The sequence below is a fragment of the Bradyrhizobium sp. sBnM-33 genome (assembly GCF_032917945.1).
In the GTDB taxonomy this organism is placed as follows: domain Bacteria; phylum Pseudomonadota; class Alphaproteobacteria; order Rhizobiales; family Xanthobacteraceae; genus Bradyrhizobium.
In genome coordinates, this window is sequence record NZ_CP136624.1 from 4846283 (window position 1) to 4868163 (window position 21881).

A 21881-nucleotide genomic window follows, 5' to 3' on the forward strand; every position below is an offset into this window, starting at 1 on the left:
ATCGCCTGCTGTGGGAAAGCTCAATGGGGAGGCACGAATGAAGTACGGATTCAATCTGCTGCTCTGGACAGGGCATGTCACCGACGAACACGCGCCTGTGCTGAAGGCGCTCAAGAGGACGGGTTATGATAGCGTGGAGGTTCCGATCTTCGAAGGCACGATCGATTCCTACGCAAGGCTCGGAGATCAACTTGCTAAGATGGATCTCGACGTCACGACCGTGAGCGTGTTAGGCGCGGGGCACGATCCACTCTCGGACGACAAGATGGAGCGGCAGGCTGCCGTCGAGCGGGCCAAATGGGTCATCGACTGCACCAAGGCGCTTGGAGGATCGATCATCGCCGGGCCGATGCACTCCGAACTCGGTCGCTTCACCGGAAAGGGGCCCACGGCGGATGAGCGCAAGCGCGGGATCGAATTTCATCGCCGCGCTGGCGACCATGCCGGAAAGCATGGCATGAGCTTTGCCCTTGAAGCGGTGAACCGATTCGAATGCTACTTCCTCAACACGATGGATCAGTTGGCCAGCTATCTGGACGAAGTCGATCATCCCGCAATCAAAGGGATGTACGATACATTCCATGCCAATATCGAGGAGAAGGACCCGGTCGGCGCCATAAATACAATCAAGCGGCACATGATCCATGTCCATATCTCGGAGAATGACCGCGGCGTCCCGGGGAAGGGCCATGTGCCGTGGGGTCCCACCTACAAGGCGCTGAGGGCCGCAAAATATGATGGTAGGTTGACGATCGAAGCCTTCGGCCGCGCCGTTCCGGCGCTCGCCGCCGCCACCCGCGTGTGGCGCGACTTCTTCCCCAACGAGGAGGAGGTTTATGAGTTCGGGCTCAAGGGCATGCGGCAAGGCTGGGCCGAGGCCGGGTCCTGAATGTCAAGGTCTACCTCATCAGCACCTGTGACCGCTGACAAAAGCCCGAAACGTCAGCTTCGCAGAATCTCTCGGGCGGACCATTTTCTCAGCAATCCGGACGACGCATCGGCGCTTCCGAGATGACCACGACGTCCTGCAGCAATCGTTGGTGAGTCCATGAAAGCTGCGGTCAATACACGCAACGGATCGCCGACGCGACCTGTATCACGCGATCTATTGCGCGGGCAGCCGTGGTCCGAATATATCCGCACCGACAAACGAGTCCAGGCGATCGTCCGTCACTTTCACGAGACGAAAAGCCCATTTTTACAATCTGCCGGGACGAAGAGCTCAAGATGGACTCGGCGGAACACCGGGGCATCATCAGCAGTGGTGTCACGGCGGCCGTGAAGGAGTTCTGTGATACTCGATGGGCATGCTTGGTCCGATCTGAAAGCGTCGGTTCAGCCTTGCCATTTTCGGGACCCTCAGCCCTGCCGCTCGCCTGTGACGCGCCCCGGCAAAACCGGAGCAGTTTCTGACCGTGCGCGCCGCGTCAATTCCTTGCGAACCCGGCTGGGTGCAGCGCGTTCGATTGCGCCTTCAGCTCGAGGACCAGGAAGTCGATGAGGGCGCGGATGCGGGGCGTATCGCGCATGTCCGCGTGCACACCGAGTTTCACGGCCTGGAAGGGTTCAGCCAGAGGAGGCTCGAACCGCACTAGGCCCGATCGCCGATCCCCAAGGACTCGCGGCAAAGCCGCCATGGCTTCACCGGCTTCGGCGCTGGCGATATGCGACTGCATGCCATTGGTTTGAAGGACGGAACGGGCCTTCGGGGCGATCGCCTTCAGCCATTCCATGGGAACGACCTTGATCGGCGAGTCGACGAGCGTGCGCACCCCTTGTCGAAATCCGGCGGTCCATGGCGATCCAGGTACTCCCTGGACGCATAAAGGCCATAAGACACATCGGCCATCTTGCGCTCGACGAGGTCCGCCTGGTCGAACGTGCCGATACGCAAGGCGATGTCAGCCTCGCCGCGGGACAGATTAAACCTCCGCGGATCATTGATCAGGTCGATGCTCACCAGCTTGTGCTGCGCGCAGAAGCGCGCCAGCAGCGGCGCCAGCACGTCGTCGCCGAACCACGCGAGGCTTGTCACCGTGATCAGCCCCTGCAAACCCGTATCGCGAGCGGCGATGCGCCGCTCGACGGCCCGCGCGCCGTCCTCCATTTGGCTGAGCGACTCCACCAAAGCTGCGCAGAGGGGCGTCGGTGAAAGACCGTTGGCCGCACGCTCGAAGAGCTTAACTCCGACGCGCTGCTCGAGGCCGTCGAGCCGGCGGCTGACTGTCGGCTGGGTGGTGCCAAGTGCGCGCGCAGCGGCGTTGAGTGAGCCATGGCGGGCGATTGCGAGCGTGATCTTCAGGTCATCCCAGTCCAATGCATGTCTCCCCTCAGCCTGAGGGCCGACAATGCTATACGTTTTCGTATGCCCCCTCTACGCCCTAGTTCGTTGATCAGCGAACTGCTGTGCTGCATTTACGGCCTCCGTCTGTCCTGCATTACGGCCCCCGTCGAGCATTTGATCCAGTCGGGCCGGTCGAGGAGGTCACATGGTCAGCGGAAACCGTTTGCTCGGCGTCACCCATATCGCAGATCCCAAGATGCTGTTCGGGGGCCGAAGCAACGGCTGCCGCCTGATGCAGAGGTGCCTGAAGAGGTGAACAATGACGCGTGTTCTAGTGCTCTACTATTCATCGTACGGCCACATCGAGAAGATGGCGGAGGCGGTTGCCGTCGGTGCTCGCGAGGCGGGCGCTGACGTCGACATCAAACGCGTTCCGGAGCTCGTGCCGGAGGCGATCATCCGCAAGGTGGGCTACAAGCTCAACCAGGCTGCGCTTATCGCCCAGCCAGCCGAGCTTGCCGACTACGATGCGATCGTCATCGGCACGCCGACACGCTTCGGAAACATGGCCAGCCAGATGAAGAACTTTCTCGATCAGACCGGCAGCTTATGGACGCAGAACAAGCTCGTCGGCAAAGTCGGCAGCGTCTTCACCTCGACGGGAAGCCAGCACGGCGGCCAGGAATCGACCATCCTCGCCACGCACGTGGTTCTGCTGCATCTCGGCCTGATGATCGTCGGCCTACCTTACACCTTCAAAGGTCAGATGCGCATGGACGAGGTGACTGGAGCGTCGCCCTACGGCGCATCGACCCTCGCCGGCGAAGGCGAACGACAGCCGAGCGCCAACGAGCTCGACGCTGCAGCCTTTCAGGGACGGCACGTGGCGGAGACCGCAGCCGCGCTGCTGCGCGGTCGCGCTTGAACCTCCGCGAGACCGCCAACGGTCTTGCAACGCGAGCCGCGACCTCACCACCCGTACCCGCGGTGGCTGTTATTCGGCCTGCAATATTGACCCCCTAAGCCGGGGGATCGGCGTCCAAAATTGACCCCCTATCGTTAGGTCTGTTGCGCTGCCTGCTTTGGAATGAAGCAGGTGGTCGGGGATGCTGGTCGTGGAGACGATTGCGCGGATACGGCGCGAGCACTTCATCAAGGGCAAGACGATCAAGGAGATCGCCCGCGACCTGAAGGTGTCGCGGAACACGGTGCGGAAGGTGCTGCGGTCGGGAGAGACCTCGTTCGAGTACGAGCGGTTGGTGCAGCCGCGGCCAAAGCTGGGACGATGGGCATCGGAGCTCGACGAGTTGCTGGCGGCGAACGCGGCCAAATCCACTCGTGAACAGCTGACGTTGATCCGGATCTTCGAAGAGCTGCGCGACCGCGGCTATGACGGCGGTTACGATGCGGTGCGTCGTTACGCCAGGCGGTGGAGCAAGGAGCGCGGGCAATCAACCGCGGCGGCTTACGTCCCGCTGAGCTTTGCGCCGGGCGAAGCCTATCAGTTCGACTGGAGCCATGAGGTGGTGCTGTTGAGCGGGACCACGGTGATCGTGAAGGTCGCGCATGTCCGGCTCTGCCACAGCCGCATGCTGTTCGTGCGGGCCTATCCGCGCGAGACGCAGGAGATGGTGTTCGACGCCCACGACCGGGCGTTCGCCCTGTTCAAGGGCACTTGCAGCCGCGGCATCTACGACAACATGAAGACCGCGGTGGAGACGATCTTTGTCGGCAAAGATCGCCGCTACAATCGCCGCTTCCTGCAGATGTGCAGCCATTATCTGGTCGACCCGGTCGCCTGCACGCCGGCCTCGGGCTGGGAGAAGGGGCAGGTTGAGAACCAGGTCGGACTGGTCCGGGAACGCTTCTTCACGCCGCGGCTGCGGTTCAAGAACCTGGACGAGTTAAATGCCTGGCTGCTCGATAAATGTATCGCCTACGCCAAAGCGCATCGCCATCCGGAGCTGGCCGAGCAGACGGTCTGGGAGGTGTTCGAAGCCGAGCGGCCCAGGCTCGTTCCCTATGCCGGTCGGTTCGACGGCTTCCATGCCGTGCAGGCGTCGGTCTCGAAGACCTGTCTGGTGCGCTTCGACAACAACAAGTACTCCGTCATGGCCAGTGCCGTCGGACGCCCGGTCGAGGTCCAAGCCTATGCCGACCGCATCGTGATCCGTCAGGATGGAAGAGTTGTTGCGGAGCATCCGCGATCCTTCGGACGCGGCGAGACGACCTACGATCCCTGGCACTATGTGCCGGTGCTGGCGCGTAAACCCGGCGCTCTGCGCAACGGAGCTCCCTTCAAGGACTGGGTTCTGCCGGCCGCAATCGAGCGGATCCGGCGGAAGCTCGCCAGCACCGACGATGGCAATGGGCAAATGGTCGACATCCTCAACGCGGTGCTGACCGACGGTCTGCCGGCCGTCGAGGCGGCCTGCGCCGAGGCAGTCGCTCACGGCGTCCATTCCGCCGATGTCGTTCTCAACATCCTGGCCCGCCAGCGAGATCCTGCGCCACCAGCCAACATCCTTACCCCGGCGGCGCTGATGTTGCGGCATGCGCCAATCGCCGACTGTGCCCGTTACGACAACCTCAGGAGAACCAACTAATGGAGCGCACCCAACTGTTTGACCTCATGGGCGAACTCAAGCTGTACGGCATGAAGGCCGCCTTCGACGAGATCATGGCGACTGCCGTCAAGCGCCAGCACGAACCCCAGCGCATTGTCGGCGACCTGCTCAACGCCGAGATCAACGAGAAGCAGGCCCGTTCGATCAAGTACCAGCTCACCATCGCCAAGCTGCCGCTGGCCAAGGACCTTGAGGACTTCCAGTTCGAAGGCACGCCCATCAACCGGACGCTGGTCAATGACCTCGCCGGCGGCGGCTTCATCGCCCAGCAACGCAACGTCGTGCTGGTCGGCGGCACCGGCACCGGCAAGACCCATCTGGCCATCGCAATCGCCAGGAGCTGCATCCGATCCGGTGCCCGCGGGCGCTTCTACAATGTGGTCGACCTCGCCAACCGCCTCGAGATCGAGACCCGCAACGGACGGCAGGGGCGGCTCGCCGAGCATTTGACCCGGATGGACTTCATCGTCCTGGACGAACTCGGCTATCTGCCATTTGCCCAGTCAGGCGGCCAGCTTCTGTTCCATCTCGTCAGCCGGCTCTACGAGCGCGCCTCTGTGATCGTCACCACCAATCTTGCGTTCGGCGAATGGCCCAGCGTCTTCGGCGACGCCAAGATGACGACCGCGCTGCTCGACCGGCTGACCCATCACTGTGACATCGTCGAGACCGGCAATGACAGCTGGCGATTCAAAAGCCGCGACGACGATCACGCAACCCGCGCTCGTCTCGTCTCCGCAATCCCGGCCAGCTCCGACGAGCCGAGCGCTACCGCCAAACCCCGCCGCTCAAGGGGGTCAAAATTGGAAGCCGATGAGGGGTCAAATTTGAACGCCGATTGACAGGCAGCACCGCGTGGGACAAAGAACAAGTTTCTATCAACGTTCACGCGCGCCGCCACGCTAACCGGCAGGAAGACATGAGCAACATTCCTTGTTCGAACCCCAACAAATTGGGATCTCGCATTCGCACTTTCGATGACTCGGCAGCGTGCGGCTCGTGGCTGGCCTCTGGCGCGCGAGCATGGAGCGGCACAGCTGCTCAGCCTAAACGATGCTCACCTGGTGGGCTCGTGCGCTCGCAGATGGCACGGGCAGCGGAGTTGTTCTGGCGCGTCTAGTCACGCCGTGTTGCTCGCAACGCTAATGGAGGTTGGAAACAATGGAGTGGAGAACTTCAAGCATCATAACATACGCCACGTTGGCCACGATCGCGACGATAGCTGCCATTTTGCCAACAACGGCGCCGGCACAGCAGCCAGGATCGCGCTATCTGGAGCCCCTGAGCCCTGACAACAGTTTGCTTCTCCTCGTCGACCTTCAGCCTCAGTACGCGTTCACGGTCGCATCAATCGACACCCAGACGCTGATCAATAACGCCATCGGCATCACCAAGGCCGCCAAGGTCTTCGCGGTGCCGACCGTTCTGGCGACGATCTCGGCGCAGAGCTTTGCAGGGCCCTTTTTCCCGCAAGTGCAGGCAGTGCTCCCCGGCGTCACACCCGTGACCGGACCGCAATCAACGCCTGGGAGGATCAGAGCCTCGTAGATGAGATCCGGCGATCGGGGCGCAAGAAAATCATCGTCGGTGGTCTGTGGACCGACAGCTGTGTGACGCTACCTATTCTCTCCGCCTTGCGGGAACGGCTACGAAGTCTATGTGCTGGCGGATGTCGCGGGCGACGTGAACCAGATGTCACACGACATGGCATGCTGCGCATGGTGCAGGCTGGAGCGACACCGGTGACGTGGCTCACCGTGCTTCTTGAATGGCAGTGCGATTGGGCCCGTGAAGAGACGGCTGGAGCCGTGAGCGAGATCGCCAAGGCACATGGCGCCTTCGGCATGGGCATTACCTATGCCAGAGCCATGGGCATCGGCAGGACGTCGAAATGACCCATGAAAGGCAAATCGCCATGACGGACACTATCGATCTTTCTGCCTATTTTGCGAGAGTTGGCTATGCCGGTGGCGGCGCGCCGACGCTCGATACGCTTGCCGCCCTGCATCTCCGACATACCGAGGCCATCGCTTTCGAGAACCTGAACCCGGTGCTGGGTTGGCCCGTCGACCTCGATCCGAAGGCGCTCGTGAGGAAGCTCGTAGGGGAACGGCGCGGCGGCTATTGCTATGAGCAGAACCTGCTCTTCGGGCAGGTGCTCACAGCGCTTGGTTTCTGGGTCACGGGTCTCGCCGGCCGAGTGCGATGGAACACGCCCGACTGCGTCATGACACCTCGCAGCCACATGCTGCTGCGTGTCGATTTGGACGCGCATCCCCACATCGTTGACGTCGGGTTCGGCGTCCAGACGCCGACGATGCCGCTGCGCCTTGAAACAAACGTCGCGCAGACCACCCCACATGGTCGCTTTCGCCTAATCAAGGCCGGAGATGGTTTCATGCTGGAAGCCGAGGTCGACCGCGCCTAGAAGAACCTTTACTGGTTTGACGTTCAGGAGCAGCTGCGGCCCGACTACGAACTGTTCAACTACTACTTCTCGACCCATCCGAGTTCAGTCTTCGTCACTGATCTGATTGCTGCGAGACCGGCGCCGGGCCGCCGGCACGTCCTGTTCAACAACCGGTATACGATCAGGTATGTGGATGGACCGGTGGAGCCGCGCGCTCTGACCAGTGCTGTCGAATTCGGCGAGGTACTGCGAACCGAGTTTCGCCTAAAGCTGCCTGTCGGGCCTCGGCTTGATGCCCTTCTCGAGCGGGTGGCGCAGCCGTCGAAACGCGACCGCCTTTCTGAGATCGAGACCAGCCACGTGCGCGAGGTGCATCCATGATCGTCGATCGGGCTCCCGGACCGGAGGTTGCCGCCGACAGCACCGACGGCCTCACGATCGTGGATCGCCACCTGCAGTTCCCAAATGCGCGGCTGGTGCAGCCCAATGCCTCGGGCTACCTCCATGTGGCCGCCGAGATAGATCGCATCTGGCCCTTCGGCCTGGGCCCCGTCAGCTCGAACAAGCGTGAAGCAGTGACGCGGGCACGGGCGCTTTCGGAGCGGCTCAAGAATCTTCCGACGGTGGTCCGAGCCAGCGTTTTCGTGGGCCGATTCATTCCGCCTGGGCAAGGCGCGCCGATGGAAAACCGCCCGCACGTGCACGTCGCCCGCTTTGATCTTGTGGTGCTGATCGAGACAATAGATTCGAGCGAAGCGGCCAAGCTTGAGACGCATGATCTATATAAGGAACTCGTGTCGATGCTGCATGCCAACTCGCATTACGTTCACGTCGTCAGGGCCCGCAACGCGCGCAAGAAGGGCGAAGTGGATGCAAGCCGTGATGGCGTGTTCCTGTTCAACTATTTTGGGATCACTGGCACGATGTGCTCCCGGACCTTCGATTCCGGCCTACCTTTCGAAGCTACGTCCTCGCCAACTTCGACGCCAATGGCGTTGTGCCGATGCCGATCCTGTATCGGCTCGCGCGCTGACGGTGTTGGCCCGGCGGAGCCAGAATCAGCAGAGGGCGAAGACTCATGACCAAGCACCATGCCTTCATGTTTATCGGCAAAACGCACCAACCCGTTGAGGGCTGCGTAGTGATCGAGCTCGAAGACTGCCGGCCGACGGCACCAGCGCACGATGCGGCACTGAAAGTTGCGCTCGAGACACCGCTTGGGTGAGGGTCTATGAGTACGAAATCGCGGATGAAAGGGATCACATTACGGCGCGCCGCTGCCGAGGACGCGGCGGCAATCGGGGCGGTCTTCGACGCCGCGGTCCGCGCCGCCTGGAGCTACCTCGGCGAGCTCAGCGCCAAGCCAATGTTCGCGCCGCGCGATTGGGATCAGCTCGTTGCCGAGCACATGGCACCAAACGTGTTCCTGGTCGCCGTCGACGAAACCGAGAACGTCGTCGGCTACACAGCGGTCCATCCCAAAGACGGCGAGATGTTTCTTCTCTTCGTTCACCCCGGCCACGCCCGTCGCGGTATTGGGCGCACTCTGCTCGCTGCAGCGCATGACGCCCTGCGGGCTGCCGGGTGCCGGGAGACTTACCTGTTCGTCCACGAGCAGAACGAGCGTGCTATAGCCGTGTACACAGCGGCCGGCTACCGCCCGGATGGGTCGGTCCGCGAGTCGGACTTCCGAGGCACCCGCTTGCGTGAGCTGCGTCTCGTAAAGCGCCTCTCGCATGAGTGATGGCCGGTGATTCCTCTCATCGTCCGCAGAGAGAAGGAAGGAAAGGGTGCGGAGCATGAGCGCCGAGTAGGCGCGACGAGCCGGTTAACGGAGAGGGCGAGCAGCATTCTTGTTACTATGGACGGTCCTGCATCATGCGCGAGTGATTGCATCCTTTGCTCGGCAGTGCATTTTTGTTGTTCGATTCTCACCGATTGAAGACATGCTGCCCAGGGATCGCCCATGATATCGAATCGCTCTACGGCGCTGGCAAGCCTCATTGCGGTTATGCTTGTGTGGGGCAGCACTTTCGTCATCACCAAGGCAGCGGTCAGCGAGATTCCACCGATTACCCTGAGTGCGTTACGGTTTCTCATAGCCGCGGTCGCGCTGATACCCATCGCGGCCACCCGGGGTGGCTTCAGGTCTCTGCCGTGTCCATTTCCCCTTCCTGCCCTCTTGTTGATGGGGTTCACCGGCATCGCCCTCTTTCATGTCGGGTTTAACTATGCGCTGCTCTACGGTTCGGCCTCCCAAGGGGCGCTCATGTTCGCGCTTGTTCCCGCCGCTGTCGTCGTCGCCGCGGTCATCGGTCTCAAAGAAACTCCATCGAGACGCCGTGTCGCCGGCATTGCGCTGTCCGTGTGCGGCGTGGCGCTCGTTGCGCTGACCGGCGAGAGGGATTGCGCCTCGCCGCAGCCACTGCTTGGCGCGCTGTGGATGTTGGGAGCGATCGTTGCATGGGCCATCTATACCGTGATCGCGAAGCGTTTAACCGATGCAGACCAAATCGTCGTGGTCGCCTGTGCCTCGGCGATCGGCGCGGTGATGCAGATGCCGCTTGCTGCTTTCGAGTTGATGCATGCTCCATGGCCGTCCCCTTCTCTGCAGGCCTGGCTCGCCGCCTTATTCCTCGCGATCGTGGCCTCAGCCATCGCCTTTGTTCTCTACAGCCGGGCGTTGCGAGAGCTCGATGCGAGCGTTGTCGGCGCGTTCATTAATCTGGACCCGATCGTTGGCGTCCTGACTGCGGTCGTGATCCTGGGCGAAACGCTCGGTGTTGGGCAGGCAGTTGGCGGTGTCATTGCGCTTGCGGGAATGTGGCTCGCATCTTAAGAAAACGCTGGGAAACCGTGAGGTCTCTCGTAGCAAGTTGGACTGCTGCTCTTGGTTTCTCGGGCCCAACTCGATGGAACGTGGCGCTGCCGGCGTGATGATTGCACGGCCACCGTCCCGGCGCACTGACGATCAAATCACAAGGTACTACCGCCAGGCAGTCGAGGCGATTGGTTCGGATGTAGTTTTCGTTGTTCGCCCATATCGATAAGCTGTTGAATTTGCAACAAAGACGACTGCCCTCCGAGCGCACCAGCCGCGGAACTAATTGAAATATAGGATATTTCCTTTCGAAGGTTACCCAAAGGCACTTTTTGCGCTGGCGTAACCTGTTGAAATTCCTTGAAAGTGGTGCGCCGCCGCAGAAATGTAGACCGATCAATCGGTCCGCTCGTGTTCGAACCGCTGCGCGCGAATTGGAGGGATGGAGTCCGGTGCCTGTGACGCTGCCATTGTCATCAGCTTTGCGCCGGCAATTCCTGCTTGCGCGCCCCGACGAGATACATGCCTGGCTTGGAGCAGGGGACTGGACTGCGCCAGCGCGGGTTTCTCGCCGGAGCGCGCACACCTGTGCTCGGAGCCCTCCTTTGGTTGCGATATTATGAAAATTAAAGCGTTCGGAAAGCCGGCAGTCTGGATGTGCCGATTTTGGTGGTAGGGATGGCGGCTGTCGGAACTGTTCTGTGACGTGGCTGTAGGCCGGGTGTGCCGGATTTTTCATCTTGATCCCGCGGCTCCTGGACCGGATCGCTCGGCAGCGGTGCGCAGAACGAGAAAGTCCACTATGCGGTTATCCAAAGTCGCCGCTTTGGCGCTAGCGTTGGTGTTACAGGCTCAATGTCCGCGTCTTTAGCGCTGGCCGCTTCTGACTGTCCAAAATTAGTAGAACTCGCGGCCTAGGGCGAGAACTCGACCGGCGATATTAGCGTCGCGTCCGGGCAAAGTTGCCCATTTCCGATCACGATGCGCGGCACGGTGAGTAGCTCGGACATTTACAAAAGCCGGCACACGGCAAATTGAAAAAGCTCAACTCAACTACTTACGAAGGCTAGATATAAGGGAAGCGAAACTTTTGCCATCAAGGCAACGGGTCAGGGGCCGACGGCTTTTGGCACGTCGGTAGTTACTGTGCACGCGACGATCAAATAGCGTTCCTCGCGTCCATTGCATGGCGGCCGCGCGTTGCCGTCCAACAAGTTATTTACGGCAGCGACGCACGCAGGTCTGCAACACCAATATCCAGGGTGACGCGGCCACCGTTCTCGGGACTGGTATGCGTGCGCACCTCGCTGTGTTCGGACACAATGATGACTTGAACGACGATCGCGCCAAGCAGAAGCACCGTGAGCATAACCAGCCCAGTCTGGGCCGGAGTTAGATATAGATTGGACAAGCGCATCATTACTGTACCCATGCGCATCGCCGCCAGCTCACTGCAACAGGCGTCATTGATTCGTTAGGCGATTTGGTGGCGTGGCGGCGGCGATCCGGCGTTCGTTTCTTTTGTGCCCCCTCTTGTGCGCGCCACATACTCAGCCGGAGCGCTCGCACGGTTAGGGCGGTGCCGGGGTAGGCGACGTTCACAAAATCAAATTGAGCGCGGATGCCACCGGCGAATGAAGGCAAGTGCTTTCAAAGGAAGTTGATCACGCTGATGCGAACCAGATCACATCAACCGTCCGGCAGCCGGCATAGGGTGGCCGAGTAATCACCGCTTACGCTCAGCGTGCCGCCCAACGCAAACCACTGGAAGCGCTGGTCCCGCAGACGCTGGCAAAGCTGATCTATCCGCTGGACAAATCGAATCTCGATCCTTTGCGACTGTTGCATTTTTTTGCCCTTGCGATTTTGACGGTATGGCTCGTGCCTCGCGATTGGCGAGGGCTGATGACGCCGGTGATGCGCGGCGCGATCCGCTGTGGCGAGAACTCCCTGGCAATCTATTGTCTCGGTGTTCTACTGGCGCTCGCCAGCCACATAGCGCTGGTCAACATCTCGGATGGGCTTGCGATGCAGATCGCGCTCAGCCTCGCTGGTACCCTGGTGATGGTCGCGGCCGCAACGCTGCTGAATTTGATCAGGATCAAATCGAAGCGGCAGCCGGAATTATTGTGATGGCCGCAATCTCCGAAACTTGACTTATGGTTCGCCCGTCTCTCATGACGTAGTTTGACTCGTGTTGACGCACGCAAAATTGTGGCGCGCAGCTCCAATTTGGTTTCCACACTGACGGGACATTGCGATTTGCGTCTCTTGCTGCTTACAGCTTGGGGAGGAAGTCGCATGAAAAATTGCTGCTAACGGCGGCGGTTTGATTTCACTCTCGATTCCGGCAATGGCGCAAAATACTGCATTCCGGGTGATGCCCGACGCACTCATATGGAAGGATAATCCAGCCTTTTCGAAGGGCGTTCAGATTGCCACCTTGGTCGGTGATCCCACGAAAGCGGGCGAGGTTGTCGTCTTACGCATCAAGTTTCGACCTAACTTCCAAATGCCTCCGCATACTCATCCCTATTCCGAAGTCGTCACAGTCATAAGTGGTGATGACGGCAGTAGCCATGGTGAAAAACTCGAAAAGAAGGGTGATCTCCTAAAGCCAGGCTCGTTATGGGTACACCCCGCAAAACACGCCCATTACGCTTGGACCGGAAGCGAGGAAGGGATCCTTCAAGTTCAATTTATCGGCCCGGCATCGATTACATCAATCCGGCTGACGATCCGCGCAAACAGTAGCCGCTCGCATTGCAAGAGGCCGCCTCAAGCGGACACTTGTCTGTGACGTCCTACGGTTTGGCTTTGCGGACGACCGAGGCTTTGTTGGTCGGCTCAGCTCGGCTCAACCTCCGGACAATCGAAAGCGCGGGCACGTCCGAACGGGCGTAACCGATGTCATGTCAACCGTCCGAACGTTTGCGATCCGAATTGACGACTCGGCTTTTGGGTTGCCGCGGTGACATTCTCTCTTGAGTTCGGGAGCGTCCGTCCAGTCGGCGCGAAGCGATTTCGGTAGGGCAGCAGCCATGGGTGTTCGGGGTCTATCGGACGGCGTTTACCTCGGCAGTAGGTATCCATACGATGCCGACGCGCCAGTCTCATGGTGGCTTTCCGCGGATTCGCGGCCACTCTTCCCGGACCACGCTGGGGAGATCAGCGCCGGCCTCGGCGTCAAGGCCTGTTTTGCCGGCAGCCCGATCGGCGGCAGCTACGCTGCTTCCGAGCCGGCCGACATGACGCAGGCGGCCAACCATACAATTGCCGTCGCCGATCAGACCAACATCGCCTATTTTGATCAGTCCCCAACCCAGATCGCGGGAGTTGGCGGTGATGGCGGCAATTGGAACGCCGCATTGGGCGGAGGCGTCGGCGCGTTCGGGTCTGTCGGCTCTGGCGTGATCACCACCGGTGACAACAGCGCCGGCAACGGTGGCGATGGCTACTTCTTCGGAGCAATGATGCATGCTCCTGTCGCGGTCTATGCCCCGATCAACATTGCGGTGGCGGGATACAATTCCAGTGCCCACGCTGATCAGACGAATGATGTGGTGCTCGATCAATCCGCGTTTCAGATGGCCGGCGTCGGGGGTGATGGCGGGAACGGCAATGCCGCGATTGGCGGAGATGCGTCCTTCTCCGGAACTGACCACAGGCCCCACCAACCCATCGGTGGGTTAGGTCTCGCATCCGACCACGGCGGGATGGGCTCCGATGTGATCGCGAGCGGGAATAACCATGCCGGCAACGGCGGAGACGGATACTTTTACGGGGGCCTCGTTCACGCGTCCTTTGCGTTCTACTATCCTATCAATATCGCCGTGGCAGGATACAATTCCAGTGCCAACGCTCATCAGATGAACGATGTGGTGTTCGATCAATCCGCGTTTCAGATGGCCGGCGTCGGAGGTGATGGTGGGAACGGCAATGCCGCGACTGGCGGAACCCCGGACATATTTTCTTCCATTTTCGACTTGATCGGCTCTGACGTCATCGCGACCGGCAACAACGGCGCCGGCAACGGCGGCAACGGCCATTTCTCGGGAAGCATGGTCGACATCGACGTGGCGATCTACGCCCCGATCAACATTGCGATCGCCGGCTACAATTCAACAGCCGAGGCTCATCAGAGCAACAACGTCCAATTCGATCAGAGCACGATCCAGATTGCCGGAATAGGCGGTGACGGCGGTCACGGCAACGCCGTGTTTGGCGGCGATTTCGCCATGCACCTGTTGTCTGACCTTCACTTGCTGGACCATGCCTAGAGCGTTCTCCGTTCGATAGAGTCGAAGCGGCGCTCTGGATTTTGATTTGACGCGTTTTCTTCCTGACGTGAACGGTCTCTACCCCCGGGATCAAGTCCGAGGGCATGCTTCGCTTGAAAACGCTTCTGGTGGCATTGGAGATCACTGGGTTCGGCGCCGAGAGGGTAGCACTTCGGGCGTACACGGTTTGCAAAAGGATGGCATCAGCTTTGGCGGCTAGACCGATCCGGCATCGAAATCCAAAACTCGTGCCGTCCACATTGGGACGCACAGTGTGCAAACCAGACCAGGGAGATCCACATGGCAAAGGTATTGTTTCCTTCCGACACGATCGCGTTCAAGGTTTCGACCGGTGGCAACAGCGCAGGCAACGGTGGAGATGGCATCAACAAAGGTAACATCAGCAGCAGCCCAAGCATCGAGTTCAACCCTTACAACAAGGCTGATGGAGCCGACGTGTACGTCAAGACAGGCGATAAGGTTCACCAGGACGCGGACTGGGACGCCGGGGGCGCGAATGCGAAGGCGGAGAAGCATTCGAAAGCAGAGGGCGGCAAAGCCGTATCGGATGGCGACCAGGAAACGGACAGCGGCCACAACAAGTCCGACGTGGATGCTAGCACGTCGGCCTATCAGAAAAACGACCTCTCGGCGGACATGAGTCAGAACGTGTGGGCCGGCATCGGCGGCGATGGCGGAGACCACAGCAAGGCGGAAGGCGGGGACCTTGACGTCAAGGCCAGCATCGAGTCCGCGAACCTGAACGACGCGCTCAACAGCTACGAGCACTACTATATCGACGATTCAGGCATGTTAGTGCACGGCTGATCGGCGCCTCCGGGGGCAGAGAACCGGCAGCGGGGGCTGCCGGTTCTCGCTTCGCTGCAAAGTCGGCGAACAACGGGGCGGGGAAGGGTCGGACTTCAGATCTCTGGCGGGAACGCAATGCTGATGCCACCGCTTCGGCTGCAAACGATGTCACCAGCGCGGACGCCGTTGAAAGCGGCCTTGCGGACCTGCGCGGGATCGCTCGGACTCGTTTTCGCGTATAGCTGCAGCTACAATCTCCTCCTTCTCGCGCCTTCGATCTATCTGCTTCAGATCTATGATCGCGTCCTATCGAGCCGCAGCGGCGCTACGCTCCTGATGCTGACGCTGATCGTTGCGTTTACCGTCGTGGTTGGCGGCGTGCTTGATGCGTTGCGCCGGGCTGCATTGGGCCGGATGGGCGAGTGGCTTGAAGAAGAGCTCCATCCGGCAGCGCTCTCCGCGTGCTTCAAATACGCCTATGAGGCCGATCGCTTTCGGGCATCGGAAGCCTATCGCGATCTTGCGACCCTGCGTCAGTTCGCTCAGTCCGGAGCCTGCTCGACCCTGTTTGACGCGCTGTGGACGCCGCTCTTCCTCGGCGTTCTCTTCCTCGTGCATCCCTTGTTGGGTGTGATCGGCACACTCAGCGCGCTTCTCCTGCTTGGTCTTGGGCTTGCCGGAGACCGGCTCACGGAAGGCCCGCTGGCGCGGTCGGCTGCCGCGCTGACCAGGAGCCAGGGATGGTTCGGCACGGCCGTCGCAAACCTCCACGTGATCCGGGCCATGGGAATGCTCGACGGCGCCGCGCGCCTCATCCGTCAGGCTGCGCAGGATGCGCGGAGCGAGCAAGAGGTGGTTCAGCGCCGCCACGAGACTATCATGCTGATCTCCAAACCCGTGCGCGCGCTGACGCAGGTAGTGATCATGGGCACTGCCGCCTGGCTCGTCCTGGAGCAGGGCAGAAGTCCTGCCATCATCTTTGCCGCGAGCATGCTGTTCGGACGCGCGCTCCCGCCCGTTGAAGGGGCGATTGCGGGCTGGAAGGCATTCGCGATGGCTCTCGCCGCCTACCGCCGGCTCAACGACATTATGTCCGCAGTCACCCCGGCTGCGAACATCAAGGCCCTCCCGGACAGGCCGAAGGGAGACCTCATCGTCAACAATGTCGGCGCTGCCCTGCCGGGATCGAACCATCTGTTCGTGAAGGGCGTGTCGTTCCGTCTCGCGCCCGGTGAATGCCTTGGCATCATCGGTCCATCGGGCTCCGGCAAATCCACGCTTGGCAAGATCATCACTGGAATCTCGGCTCCGACGGCAGGTTCGGTGCTGCTCGATGGTATCGACATTTCAGCCGTGCGCGATTTGGGCGGCGGCCGGCGGCTTGGATACCTGCCGCAGGATATCGACCTCTTCGGAGAAACCATAAAGGACATCATTGCACGGCTGGACGATGCCGATTTGCAAAAAGTTGTTGAAGCAACAAAGCTTGCCGGTATTCACGAGACGATCATCCGGCTGCCGCAGGCGTACGATACGGTCGTCGTTGGCGGAGGCGCTAATCTTCCACGCGGGCTTCGCCAGCGCCTCGGCCTTGCACGGGCGTTCTTCGGCGACCCGCACCTCGTGGTCCTCGACGAGCCGAACTCCAGCCTCGACGCGCTCGGCGAGCGCATGCTGTTCGACGCCATTGCATGGATGAAGGCGGCCAACACCACTGTCATCATCATCACCCACCGGATCGGGATTCTGGGCGTAACGGACAAGATTGCCATCATGCAGGACGGCGCGGTTACCGCCTTCGGCGAGAGCAGGGAAGTTTTCGAGAGGTGTTTGGCGCGACCTCAAGTTGCTGCGCGCGAACCGGTGCGAGGTCGTTCGGACCAGAACTGCGAAAGCAGCACTGGCGCCTCGCCGCAACCGATCTCGCCATGACTCGCGGTACACTTCTCCCTATCGCTTTGCCCGAAGGGAACGGGATCTCATGAAACTTTCATTCGCTCAGATCAGGATTCGAGAGGTTTCACTGTGGTTGAGATGGGTGGCGCTACCGTTCTGCGAGCGGCTGCGCCGTGTCACCTGGATCTACCTCAAGCATTCTGACCTCGTTGCCCGAAGAGGATGGGATCATCTGAAGACTGCAATCGTTCACTCCGAGCTTTGGGAGGTCCCACGGTGGCTGAGATCGGCGCCGCCGGCGCTTCGCGAACGGCTTCGCGGCGTCACCTGGACTGGAAACCTGCTGGTTTGTGGCTTTGTCGTTGGTCTCGGTACCTGGTCAACCTATGCCCCGCTCGAGAGCGCCGCGATTGCGATCGGCACCGTCGAATCCGAGTCGAGTCGCAAGACAATTCAACACCTGGAGGGTGGCATCGTCAGGGAAATTCTGGTCGCGGATGGCGACGTCGTCCGCGCCGGACAAACACTGATCTCGCTGGAAGACACCAAGGCCCGCGCCGAAGCCCAGAGCCTGCAAGGCCAGTTGTGGGAGGCGATGGCACGAGAGGCACGGCTGCAGGCGGAACAGCACGGCGACTGGCGGGTGTCGTTTCCAGCCAGACTGGAGACGGCGCAGAATGCCAGTCAGTCGGTCGCGGATGTTCTTGCTGGCCAGCAGGCCATCTTCGAAACGCGCCGGCAGGTCTTTCAATCGCAAGTGGCCGTGAACCGCGAAAAAAGGTCGCAGGTGGAAAAGGAGATCGAGGGCCTCAGGGCGCAGGAAAGCGCGGCGTCGAGGCGCATCGAAATCGTCCGTGAAGAAGCGGCAACCGTCGCCATGCTCGTCAACAAAGGACTTGAGCGGCGCCCGAGGCTTTTGAACCTCGAGCGGGAAGTCGCCGACATCGAGGGGCGGCGGGGTGAGATTGTCGCGCAGATATCGCGCGCCGAGCAGGTCATCAACGAATCCCAGGCAGTTCTGCTCAAGATGGAGAATGACCGTCATAACGAGATAGCGCAGTCGCTGCGCGAGGTACAAAACCAGATTTTTCAGCTACGCGAGCGACTGCAGACGGCCAACGACCAGCTCTTGCGAACGTCGGTCAAGGCGCCCGAGGACGGCGTTGTAACCGACCTGAAGATCCATACGCTAGGCGGCGTGATCGGCGCCGGGGCACCTCTCATGGATCTAGTTCCCCGGCAAGATCGACTCATCGTGATCGCGCGCGTCAGGCCCGAAGACATCGATGTGGTCCGTCCCGGACTGAGCGCCGACGTGAATCTTCTGCCTTACAATCAGCGCCGCGTGCCACGGCTCCATGGCACCGTGATACACGTTTCCGCCGACCGTCTGGTCGACAAGCGCACGGATCAACCCTACTACGCAACGAAGATTCGGGTGCAGGATCCGGCGGGCGCCGGGATCGATGGTTTCCAGATTATTCCCGGAATGCCGGCCCAGGTGTTCATCAAGACGGGTCGCGGCACCGTGGCGCTCTACGCTCTCAGACCTCTGCTCGACAGCTTCCACGGCGCGTTCCGCGAGGATTAAGCTGCGACCAGAACTGCGAGCTCTGGCAGCTCTCAAGATGACCGCACGCGTGAGGGCCGCGCATGACCGTTGGCTCGGCTCCAGCGAACGACCGCCTCAGTGCGGTTATGCGCGGAGCATTTTCGCATGATACGTTGAATATGCATTTTTACGGTGTTTTCCGAAAGGTTGAGCCTGACGGCAATCAACTTGTTGGGAAGGCCGAGCTGCAGCGCCTCGAGCACATGTTGTTCGCGTGGCGTAAGCTCACCCATCGCCTTCTCCGGCACAATCCTGGTGGCGCCGTTACCCTCGTTAGTTCCGAATAGCTCGAGCGCGCCGGGACATTCCGATATCGCCTTGAGGCTCGACGCTCCATTTTGCCCAACGATCGGTAACGGCCGGTAGACCCCACCGGCGAGAACCAGGCGTAGTCCTGCGATAGCGACTTCGACCGGGATCGATGTCGGAAAAAAGCCGCGCACTCCCCGTTGCATCGCAGCTGAAGCCGTCGCGTCGTCGTCGCGATTTGACAAAACAGCAACGGACGCCTTCGGGCAGGATTCTGCGAGGAGGGCGAGGCTCTCCTCGATCGAAGGGTCGGTGATCTGCTTGCTCCCGATATTAAGCGCAATCAAGCGGATGTCTCTGCCTGATAGCCAGTTCAGACCACTCGTCGTTGCCATCTCGACGATCTCGAATCCAGTGAGTTCTCTCTTGAGGATATTGAGGATGCACGTACGCGCCAGGACATGCTGCTCGATGATCACGATCACCGGTGAGTTTTGTGACCCCTGGGCTAGTTCCGCGAGATTAGTAAGATCGTCCATGATATCCCCGAGTTCAGAGAAACGCTGAGCACTCCACCAGTTTTGATTTCCATTTTCCATGGAGCAAGTCTGCCCCACACACTCTGCAGCGAATTGCTAGATCGCCACGTTGCTCCCGAACTTCGAATTCGTTCGCAGGAACGTCGTCAGGGACCTTCTGGTCCGTCGCAAAAGATCTTGGCAGCGGTTCTGTTGTTCCAGGCTAGCTGCTGCAAATATTGCGATACGCGCTCGCCGCCGCCGAATTCGCGGGGCCATCGACGACGTATGCTTCATCTTCCGTCACGAGATATAGAAACGGCCTATCTCCGGTATCTTCGCCCGACGCGTTTTTTCCTTTGACACGGCCGCAAATGGTGTCGACGGACTTCCCGAGCGTATTTTTGCGGGTGGCCCGTTTCATCTCACCGAACTCGGCAGATGTCGGGTCCTCCAACTTCGCAGCAATCGTAGTCTTCGCCTTGATGATGACCGGATCGGACGTCTCAGCGGGCCGACCAGATGCCGGAGCCCCGACTTTCGCTTCGATCACAGTGGACTTCGCCTTTTTCTCAGGGGGGTGGGGCCTGTCGCGGACGTGGGCAATCGACGGCTCTTCCGGCGTCTTCGTCGCGATCGTGGACTTGACTTTTGTTGTCGCGGAATTGGTCTTGGATGACGCTGTCGCCGGTTCAATCGACCGACCGACCGCCATCCCGTTGAGACAGCCGGACCCGCCCGCGTCCATGCACGCGTCCAAGCTCGCTTGTGGCGGTAAAAGGCAGCTACAGCCAACCAGGGTCGCAGCCAGAACACCAATGAGAAGCGTTCTCATGCTAATCCCTCATAAGGGGCCTGAGTTCCGCTCGCACTTCTTGCGGCGATCTAATATTGCGCTGGTTGTCTATCATTTGCGCAAAAGTATTAACTGCTGCTTAAGCGCCCGTCCGCTCGTGAGTTCGCGATCGTGTGGCATAAACGTTTGATCGCCGCACCAGCGGTCCGGAACATTTGTGCTCAGTGATCCAAGATGAGTTTTGCAACAGTATCGGCACGAAAGCAGACCTGAACATCGTCTCGATGAAAGTTCATTGTGGTTCGGCCCCTCGGCATGGTTTGGCTTGCAGCGCACTTCGCAAAATTCTCCGCCTTGAACGCCCACAAGCTGGAAATGCTGAAAGCAAACTCGACACTGAGCTGAGCGGGGGCTGGTAAAGAAGTTAGCCTGGCTTGCGATGTTCGCCAGCAACTGCCCGCCCGTTCCAGCGGATCGCGCTCATCCTCTCTTCGTGCTCGGGATCGCTAGTGCATTGTTGCTTACTGGAACTACCATAAATCCGGATAGCGAGAGCGCTGGTATGGATGACGACCGACACGAGCGTCAGTCGTTTGCTTCGCATCGGAAATCCGCCGGGATCGTCATCGGATTTCGCTGGTGTGCTTCCTTAAAGGGGAACGCAGGAGCTGAAGGCTTATAACGCGCTACTCGCCGCCCTCATTGTAAGCCTCCGGCGGGGGCCGCCTTGCGAGGTGGTCTCTATGTTGAGAACTGTCCTTATGGACAGTGATAAGCACAGTGCCCAAATCGGGCGGCTCGAAGTGGTGGAGATGGGCCGGCGGCGGCGCTGGTCCGAGGATGAGAAGCTCAGGATCGTGCTGGAGAGCCTGCAGGGTCCGCGGCAAGTGTCGGCGACCGCCCGGCGATACGGCGTCTCGCGTTCATTGCTTCTCAAGTGGCGGCGGGTCATTTCGCGCCGAGCAGAATGACGCTGATGGACGACAAATCGGCTTCGTGCCGGTGACGGTGATCGCGGAGCCCGAGCCGCCGATACCTGCGCAAGCATCGGCCAGCAGCGGTGCGATCGAGATCGAGTTTACGCCGGGGCGCGGATGCGGATCGCGGGTGCGGTCGACGCGGCGACAGTGACGGCAGCCGTCGCGGCCTTGTCCGATGGGCCACGACAGCGATGATCCCGCTTCCGACGGGCGTGCGGGTGTGGCTTGCGACCGGCCACACCGATATGCGCAAGGGCTTCCCGTCGCTGGCTCTGCAGGTCCAGGAGATCTTGCAGCGCGATCCCTTGAGAGGCCACTTGTTTTGCTTCCGCGGGCGTCGCGGCAACCTGCTGAAGGTGATCTGGCATGATGGCCAGGGTGCTTGCTTGTTCACCAAACGCCTTGAGAGGGGCCGGTTCTTGTGGCCGAGCCCGGCTGACGGCGCGGTGGCGATCTCATCGGCACAACTTGGTTTTCTTTTGTCCGGCATCGACTGGCGACACCCACAGGAGACCTGGCGGCCGACATCGGTCGGCTGACGCTTTTCGCTTGCGGATGGCGATGGATGTGATTCCATCGCTTCGTGACTCGTCCTGAA

23 protein-coding genes and 3 pseudogenes are annotated in these 21881 nt (G+C 60.5%); 21 read left to right on the forward strand and 5 right to left on the reverse strand.

What is annotated here, in order from left to right:
• Window positions 1-37: 37 nt before the first annotated feature.
• Window positions 38-889, forward strand: coding sequence for a sugar phosphate isomerase/epimerase family protein (locus tag RX328_RS22500; protein WP_213255437.1), 852 nt, complete (start codon window positions 38-40; stop codon window positions 887-889).
• A gap of 199 nt (window positions 890-1088) precedes the next feature.
• Window positions 1089-1224: pseudogene (locus RX328_RS22505) on the forward strand (protease); the annotation flags it as partial.
• A gap of 203 nt (window positions 1225-1427) precedes the next feature.
• On the opposite strand, the gene RX328_RS22510 reads toward RX328_RS22505, so the two are convergent.
• Window positions 1428-1733 (reverse strand): LysR substrate-binding domain-containing protein, encoded by a 306-nt coding sequence (locus RX328_RS22510; RefSeq protein WP_213255439.1) that lies wholly within the window; start codon window positions 1731-1733, stop codon window positions 1428-1430.
• Entirely contained in the window at window positions 1721-2317 is a 597-nt protein-coding gene (locus RX328_RS22515) for a LysR family transcriptional regulator (protein WP_213255441.1), read from the reverse strand. Before RX328_RS22515 ends, RX328_RS22510 begins: the two co-directional genes overlap by 13 nt.
• 286 nt (window positions 2318-2603) lie before the next feature.
• On the opposite strand from RX328_RS22515, the gene wrbA reads away from it, so the two are divergent.
• From wrbA to RX328_RS22565, 11 genes and pseudogenes are all read left to right on the forward strand, one after another.
• Window positions 2604-3209, forward strand: a complete 606-nt coding sequence (wrbA, locus tag RX328_RS22520; RefSeq protein ID WP_213255443.1) for an NAD(P)H:quinone oxidoreductase — start codon at window positions 2604-2606, stop codon at window positions 3207-3209.
• Between the two features lie 181 nt (window positions 3210-3390).
• A complete protein-coding gene (gene istA / locus RX328_RS22525) occupies window positions 3391-4890 on the forward strand; it encodes an IS21 family transposase (protein ID WP_213257592.1) in 1500 nt (499 codons plus the stop codon).
• A complete protein-coding gene (gene istB / locus RX328_RS22530; protein WP_410733882.1) occupies window positions 4890-5753 on the forward strand; it encodes an IS21-like element helper ATPase IstB in 864 nt (287 codons plus the stop codon). The genes istA and istB overlap by 1 nt, the downstream gene beginning before the upstream one ends.
• A gap of 358 nt (window positions 5754-6111) precedes the next feature.
• The gene (locus RX328_RS22535) at window positions 6112-6459 is read left to right on the forward strand and encodes a hypothetical protein (RefSeq protein WP_213254462.1); all 348 of its coding nucleotides are present in this window, start codon (window positions 6112-6114) and stop codon (window positions 6457-6459) included.
• Window positions 6423-6602 (forward strand): annotated as a pseudogene (locus tag RX328_RS43785) (isochorismatase family protein); the annotation flags it as partial. The gene RX328_RS22535 and the pseudogene RX328_RS43785, both read left to right, overlap by 37 nt.
• A gap of 18 nt (window positions 6603-6620) precedes the next feature.
• Window positions 6621-6806, forward strand: a complete 186-nt coding sequence (locus tag RX328_RS22540) for a hypothetical protein (RefSeq protein WP_249726972.1) — start codon at window positions 6621-6623, stop codon at window positions 6804-6806.
• Window positions 6807-6826: 20 nt separating this feature from the next.
• A pseudogene (locus RX328_RS22545) lies at window positions 6827-7702 on the forward strand (arylamine N-acetyltransferase family protein).
• Window positions 7699-8403 (forward strand): hypothetical protein, encoded by a 705-nt coding sequence (locus RX328_RS22550; protein WP_213254458.1) that lies wholly within the window; start codon window positions 7699-7701, stop codon window positions 8401-8403. Before RX328_RS22545 ends, RX328_RS22550 begins: the two are co-directional and overlap by 4 nt.
• Complete coding sequence (locus RX328_RS22555) at window positions 8400-8546, forward strand: hypothetical protein (protein ID WP_213254456.1); 147 nt, start codon at window positions 8400-8402, stop codon at window positions 8544-8546. Before RX328_RS22550 ends, RX328_RS22555 begins: the two co-directional genes overlap by 4 nt.
• 24 nt (window positions 8547-8570) lie before the next feature.
• Window positions 8571-9065 (forward strand): GNAT family N-acetyltransferase, encoded by a 495-nt coding sequence (locus tag RX328_RS22560; RefSeq protein WP_213254454.1) that lies wholly within the window; start codon window positions 8571-8573, stop codon window positions 9063-9065.
• A gap of 222 nt (window positions 9066-9287) precedes the next feature.
• Window positions 9288-10160: a DMT family transporter gene (locus RX328_RS22565; protein ID WP_283772418.1), complete on the forward strand. Its 873-nt coding sequence runs from the start codon at window positions 9288-9290 to the stop codon at window positions 10158-10160.
• Between the two features lie 1201 nt (window positions 10161-11361).
• Here the strand turns inward: RX328_RS22565 and RX328_RS22575 are convergent.
• On the reverse strand, window positions 11362-11574 hold the full coding sequence (locus RX328_RS22575) for a hypothetical protein (RefSeq protein ID WP_317258491.1): 213 nt from the start codon (window positions 11572-11574) through the stop codon (window positions 11362-11364).
• Window positions 11575-11915: 341 nt separating this feature from the next.
• Between RX328_RS22575 and opgC the strand changes: the two genes are divergently transcribed.
• The 6 genes from opgC to RX328_RS22600 all read left to right on the forward strand — a co-directional run bounded on the left by opgC (window position 11916) and on the right by RX328_RS22600 (window position 18719).
• Window positions 11916-12275, forward strand: coding sequence for an OpgC domain-containing protein (gene opgC, locus RX328_RS22580; protein ID WP_317258807.1), 360 nt, complete (start codon window positions 11916-11918; stop codon window positions 12273-12275).
• A 379-nt stretch (window positions 12276-12654) separates the two neighbouring features.
• Entirely contained in the window at window positions 12655-12942 is a 288-nt protein-coding gene (locus tag RX328_RS43790) for a cupin domain-containing protein (protein WP_410734069.1), read from the forward strand.
• A gap of 448 nt (window positions 12943-13390) precedes the next feature.
• Window positions 13391-14422: a hypothetical protein gene (locus RX328_RS22585; protein WP_213254446.1), complete on the forward strand. Its 1032-nt coding sequence runs from the start codon at window positions 13391-13393 to the stop codon at window positions 14420-14422.
• A 300-nt stretch (window positions 14423-14722) separates the two neighbouring features.
• Entirely contained in the window at window positions 14723-15250 is a 528-nt protein-coding gene (locus tag RX328_RS22590) for a hypothetical protein (RefSeq protein ID WP_249726968.1), read from the forward strand.
• Window positions 15251-15397: 147 nt separating this feature from the next.
• Window positions 15398-17164 carry a type I secretion system permease/ATPase gene (locus RX328_RS22595; protein ID WP_312018096.1) on the forward strand — a complete coding sequence of 589 codons (1767 nt, stop codon included), beginning with the start codon at window positions 15398-15400 and terminating at the stop codon, window positions 17162-17164.
• A 208-nt stretch (window positions 17165-17372) separates the two neighbouring features.
• Window positions 17373-18719: an HlyD family type I secretion periplasmic adaptor subunit gene (locus RX328_RS22600; RefSeq protein WP_409410882.1), complete on the forward strand. Its 1347-nt coding sequence runs from the start codon at window positions 17373-17375 to the stop codon at window positions 18717-18719.
• Between the two features lie 32 nt (window positions 18720-18751).
• Here the strand turns inward: RX328_RS22600 and RX328_RS22605 are convergent, their stop codons facing one another.
• On the reverse strand, window positions 18752-19588 hold the full coding sequence (locus RX328_RS22605) for a response regulator transcription factor (RefSeq protein WP_249726967.1): 837 nt from the start codon (window positions 19586-19588) through the stop codon (window positions 18752-18754).
• Window positions 19589-19730: 142 nt separating this feature from the next.
• The gene (locus tag RX328_RS22610) at window positions 19731-20255 is read right to left on the reverse strand and encodes a hypothetical protein (protein ID WP_249726965.1); all 525 of its coding nucleotides are present in this window, start codon (window positions 20253-20255) and stop codon (window positions 19731-19733) included.
• An 809-nt stretch (window positions 20256-21064) separates the two neighbouring features.
• Between RX328_RS22610 and RX328_RS22615 the strand changes: the two genes are divergently transcribed.
• Window positions 21065-21274: a transposase gene (locus tag RX328_RS22615; RefSeq protein ID WP_213254440.1), complete on the forward strand. Its 210-nt coding sequence runs from the start codon at window positions 21065-21067 to the stop codon at window positions 21272-21274.
• Window positions 21275-21474: 200 nt separating this feature from the next.
• Window positions 21475-21822 carry an IS66 family insertion sequence element accessory protein TnpB gene (tnpB, locus tag RX328_RS22620; protein WP_213254438.1) on the forward strand — a complete coding sequence of 116 codons (348 nt, stop codon included), beginning with the start codon at window positions 21475-21477 and terminating at the stop codon, window positions 21820-21822.
• The last annotated feature ends 59 nt before the right edge of the window (window positions 21823-21881 follow it).

What these genes read in the sequence shown, in the direction of transcription:
- RX328_RS22500 (WP_213255437.1), top strand. Translation starts at nt 38, where the DNA reads ATGAAGTACGGATTCAATCTGCTGCTCTGGACAGGGCATGTCACCGAC.
- RX328_RS22510 (WP_213255439.1), bottom strand. Translation starts at nt 1,733, where the DNA reads ATGGAATGGCTGAAGGCGATCGCCCCGAAGGCCCGTTCCGTCCTTCAA.
- wrbA (WP_213255443.1), top strand. Translation starts at nt 2,604, where the DNA reads ATGACGCGTGTTCTAGTGCTCTACTATTCATCGTACGGCCACATCGAG.
- istA (WP_213257592.1), top strand. Translation starts at nt 3,391, where the DNA reads ATGCTGGTCGTGGAGACGATTGCGCGGATACGGCGCGAGCACTTCATC.
- istB (WP_410733882.1), top strand. Translation starts at nt 4,890, where the DNA reads ATGGAGCGCACCCAACTGTTTGACCTCATGGGCGAACTCAAGCTGTAC.
- RX328_RS22540 (WP_249726972.1), top strand. Translation starts at nt 6,621, where the DNA reads ATGCTGCGCATGGTGCAGGCTGGAGCGACACCGGTGACGTGGCTCACC.
- RX328_RS22550 (WP_213254458.1), top strand. Translation starts at nt 7,699, where the DNA reads ATGATCGTCGATCGGGCTCCCGGACCGGAGGTTGCCGCCGACAGCACC.
- RX328_RS22555 (WP_213254456.1), top strand. Translation starts at nt 8,400, where the DNA reads ATGACCAAGCACCATGCCTTCATGTTTATCGGCAAAACGCACCAACCC.
- RX328_RS22560 (WP_213254454.1), top strand. Translation starts at nt 8,571, where the DNA reads ATGAAAGGGATCACATTACGGCGCGCCGCTGCCGAGGACGCGGCGGCA.
- RX328_RS22565 (WP_283772418.1), top strand. Translation starts at nt 9,288, where the DNA reads ATGATATCGAATCGCTCTACGGCGCTGGCAAGCCTCATTGCGGTTATG.
- RX328_RS22575 (WP_317258491.1), bottom strand. Translation starts at nt 11,574, where the DNA reads ATGGGTACAGTAATGATGCGCTTGTCCAATCTATATCTAACTCCGGCC.
- RX328_RS43790 (WP_410734069.1), top strand. Translation starts at nt 12,655, where the DNA reads ATGCCTCCGCATACTCATCCCTATTCCGAAGTCGTCACAGTCATAAGT.
- RX328_RS22585 (WP_213254446.1), top strand. Translation starts at nt 13,391, where the DNA reads ATGACGCAGGCGGCCAACCATACAATTGCCGTCGCCGATCAGACCAAC.
- RX328_RS22590 (WP_249726968.1), top strand. Translation starts at nt 14,723, where the DNA reads ATGGCAAAGGTATTGTTTCCTTCCGACACGATCGCGTTCAAGGTTTCG.
- RX328_RS22595 (WP_312018096.1), top strand. Translation starts at nt 15,398, where the DNA reads ATGTCACCAGCGCGGACGCCGTTGAAAGCGGCCTTGCGGACCTGCGCG.
- RX328_RS22605 (WP_249726967.1), bottom strand. Translation starts at nt 19,588, where the DNA reads ATGGAAAATGGAAATCAAAACTGGTGGAGTGCTCAGCGTTTCTCTGAA.
- RX328_RS22610 (WP_249726965.1), bottom strand. Translation starts at nt 20,255, where the DNA reads ATGGACGCGGGCGGGTCCGGCTGTCTCAACGGGATGGCGGTCGGTCGG.
- RX328_RS22615 (WP_213254440.1), top strand. Translation starts at nt 21,065, where the DNA reads ATGGACAGTGATAAGCACAGTGCCCAAATCGGGCGGCTCGAAGTGGTG.
- tnpB (WP_213254438.1), top strand. Translation starts at nt 21,475, where the DNA reads ATGATCCCGCTTCCGACGGGCGTGCGGGTGTGGCTTGCGACCGGCCAC.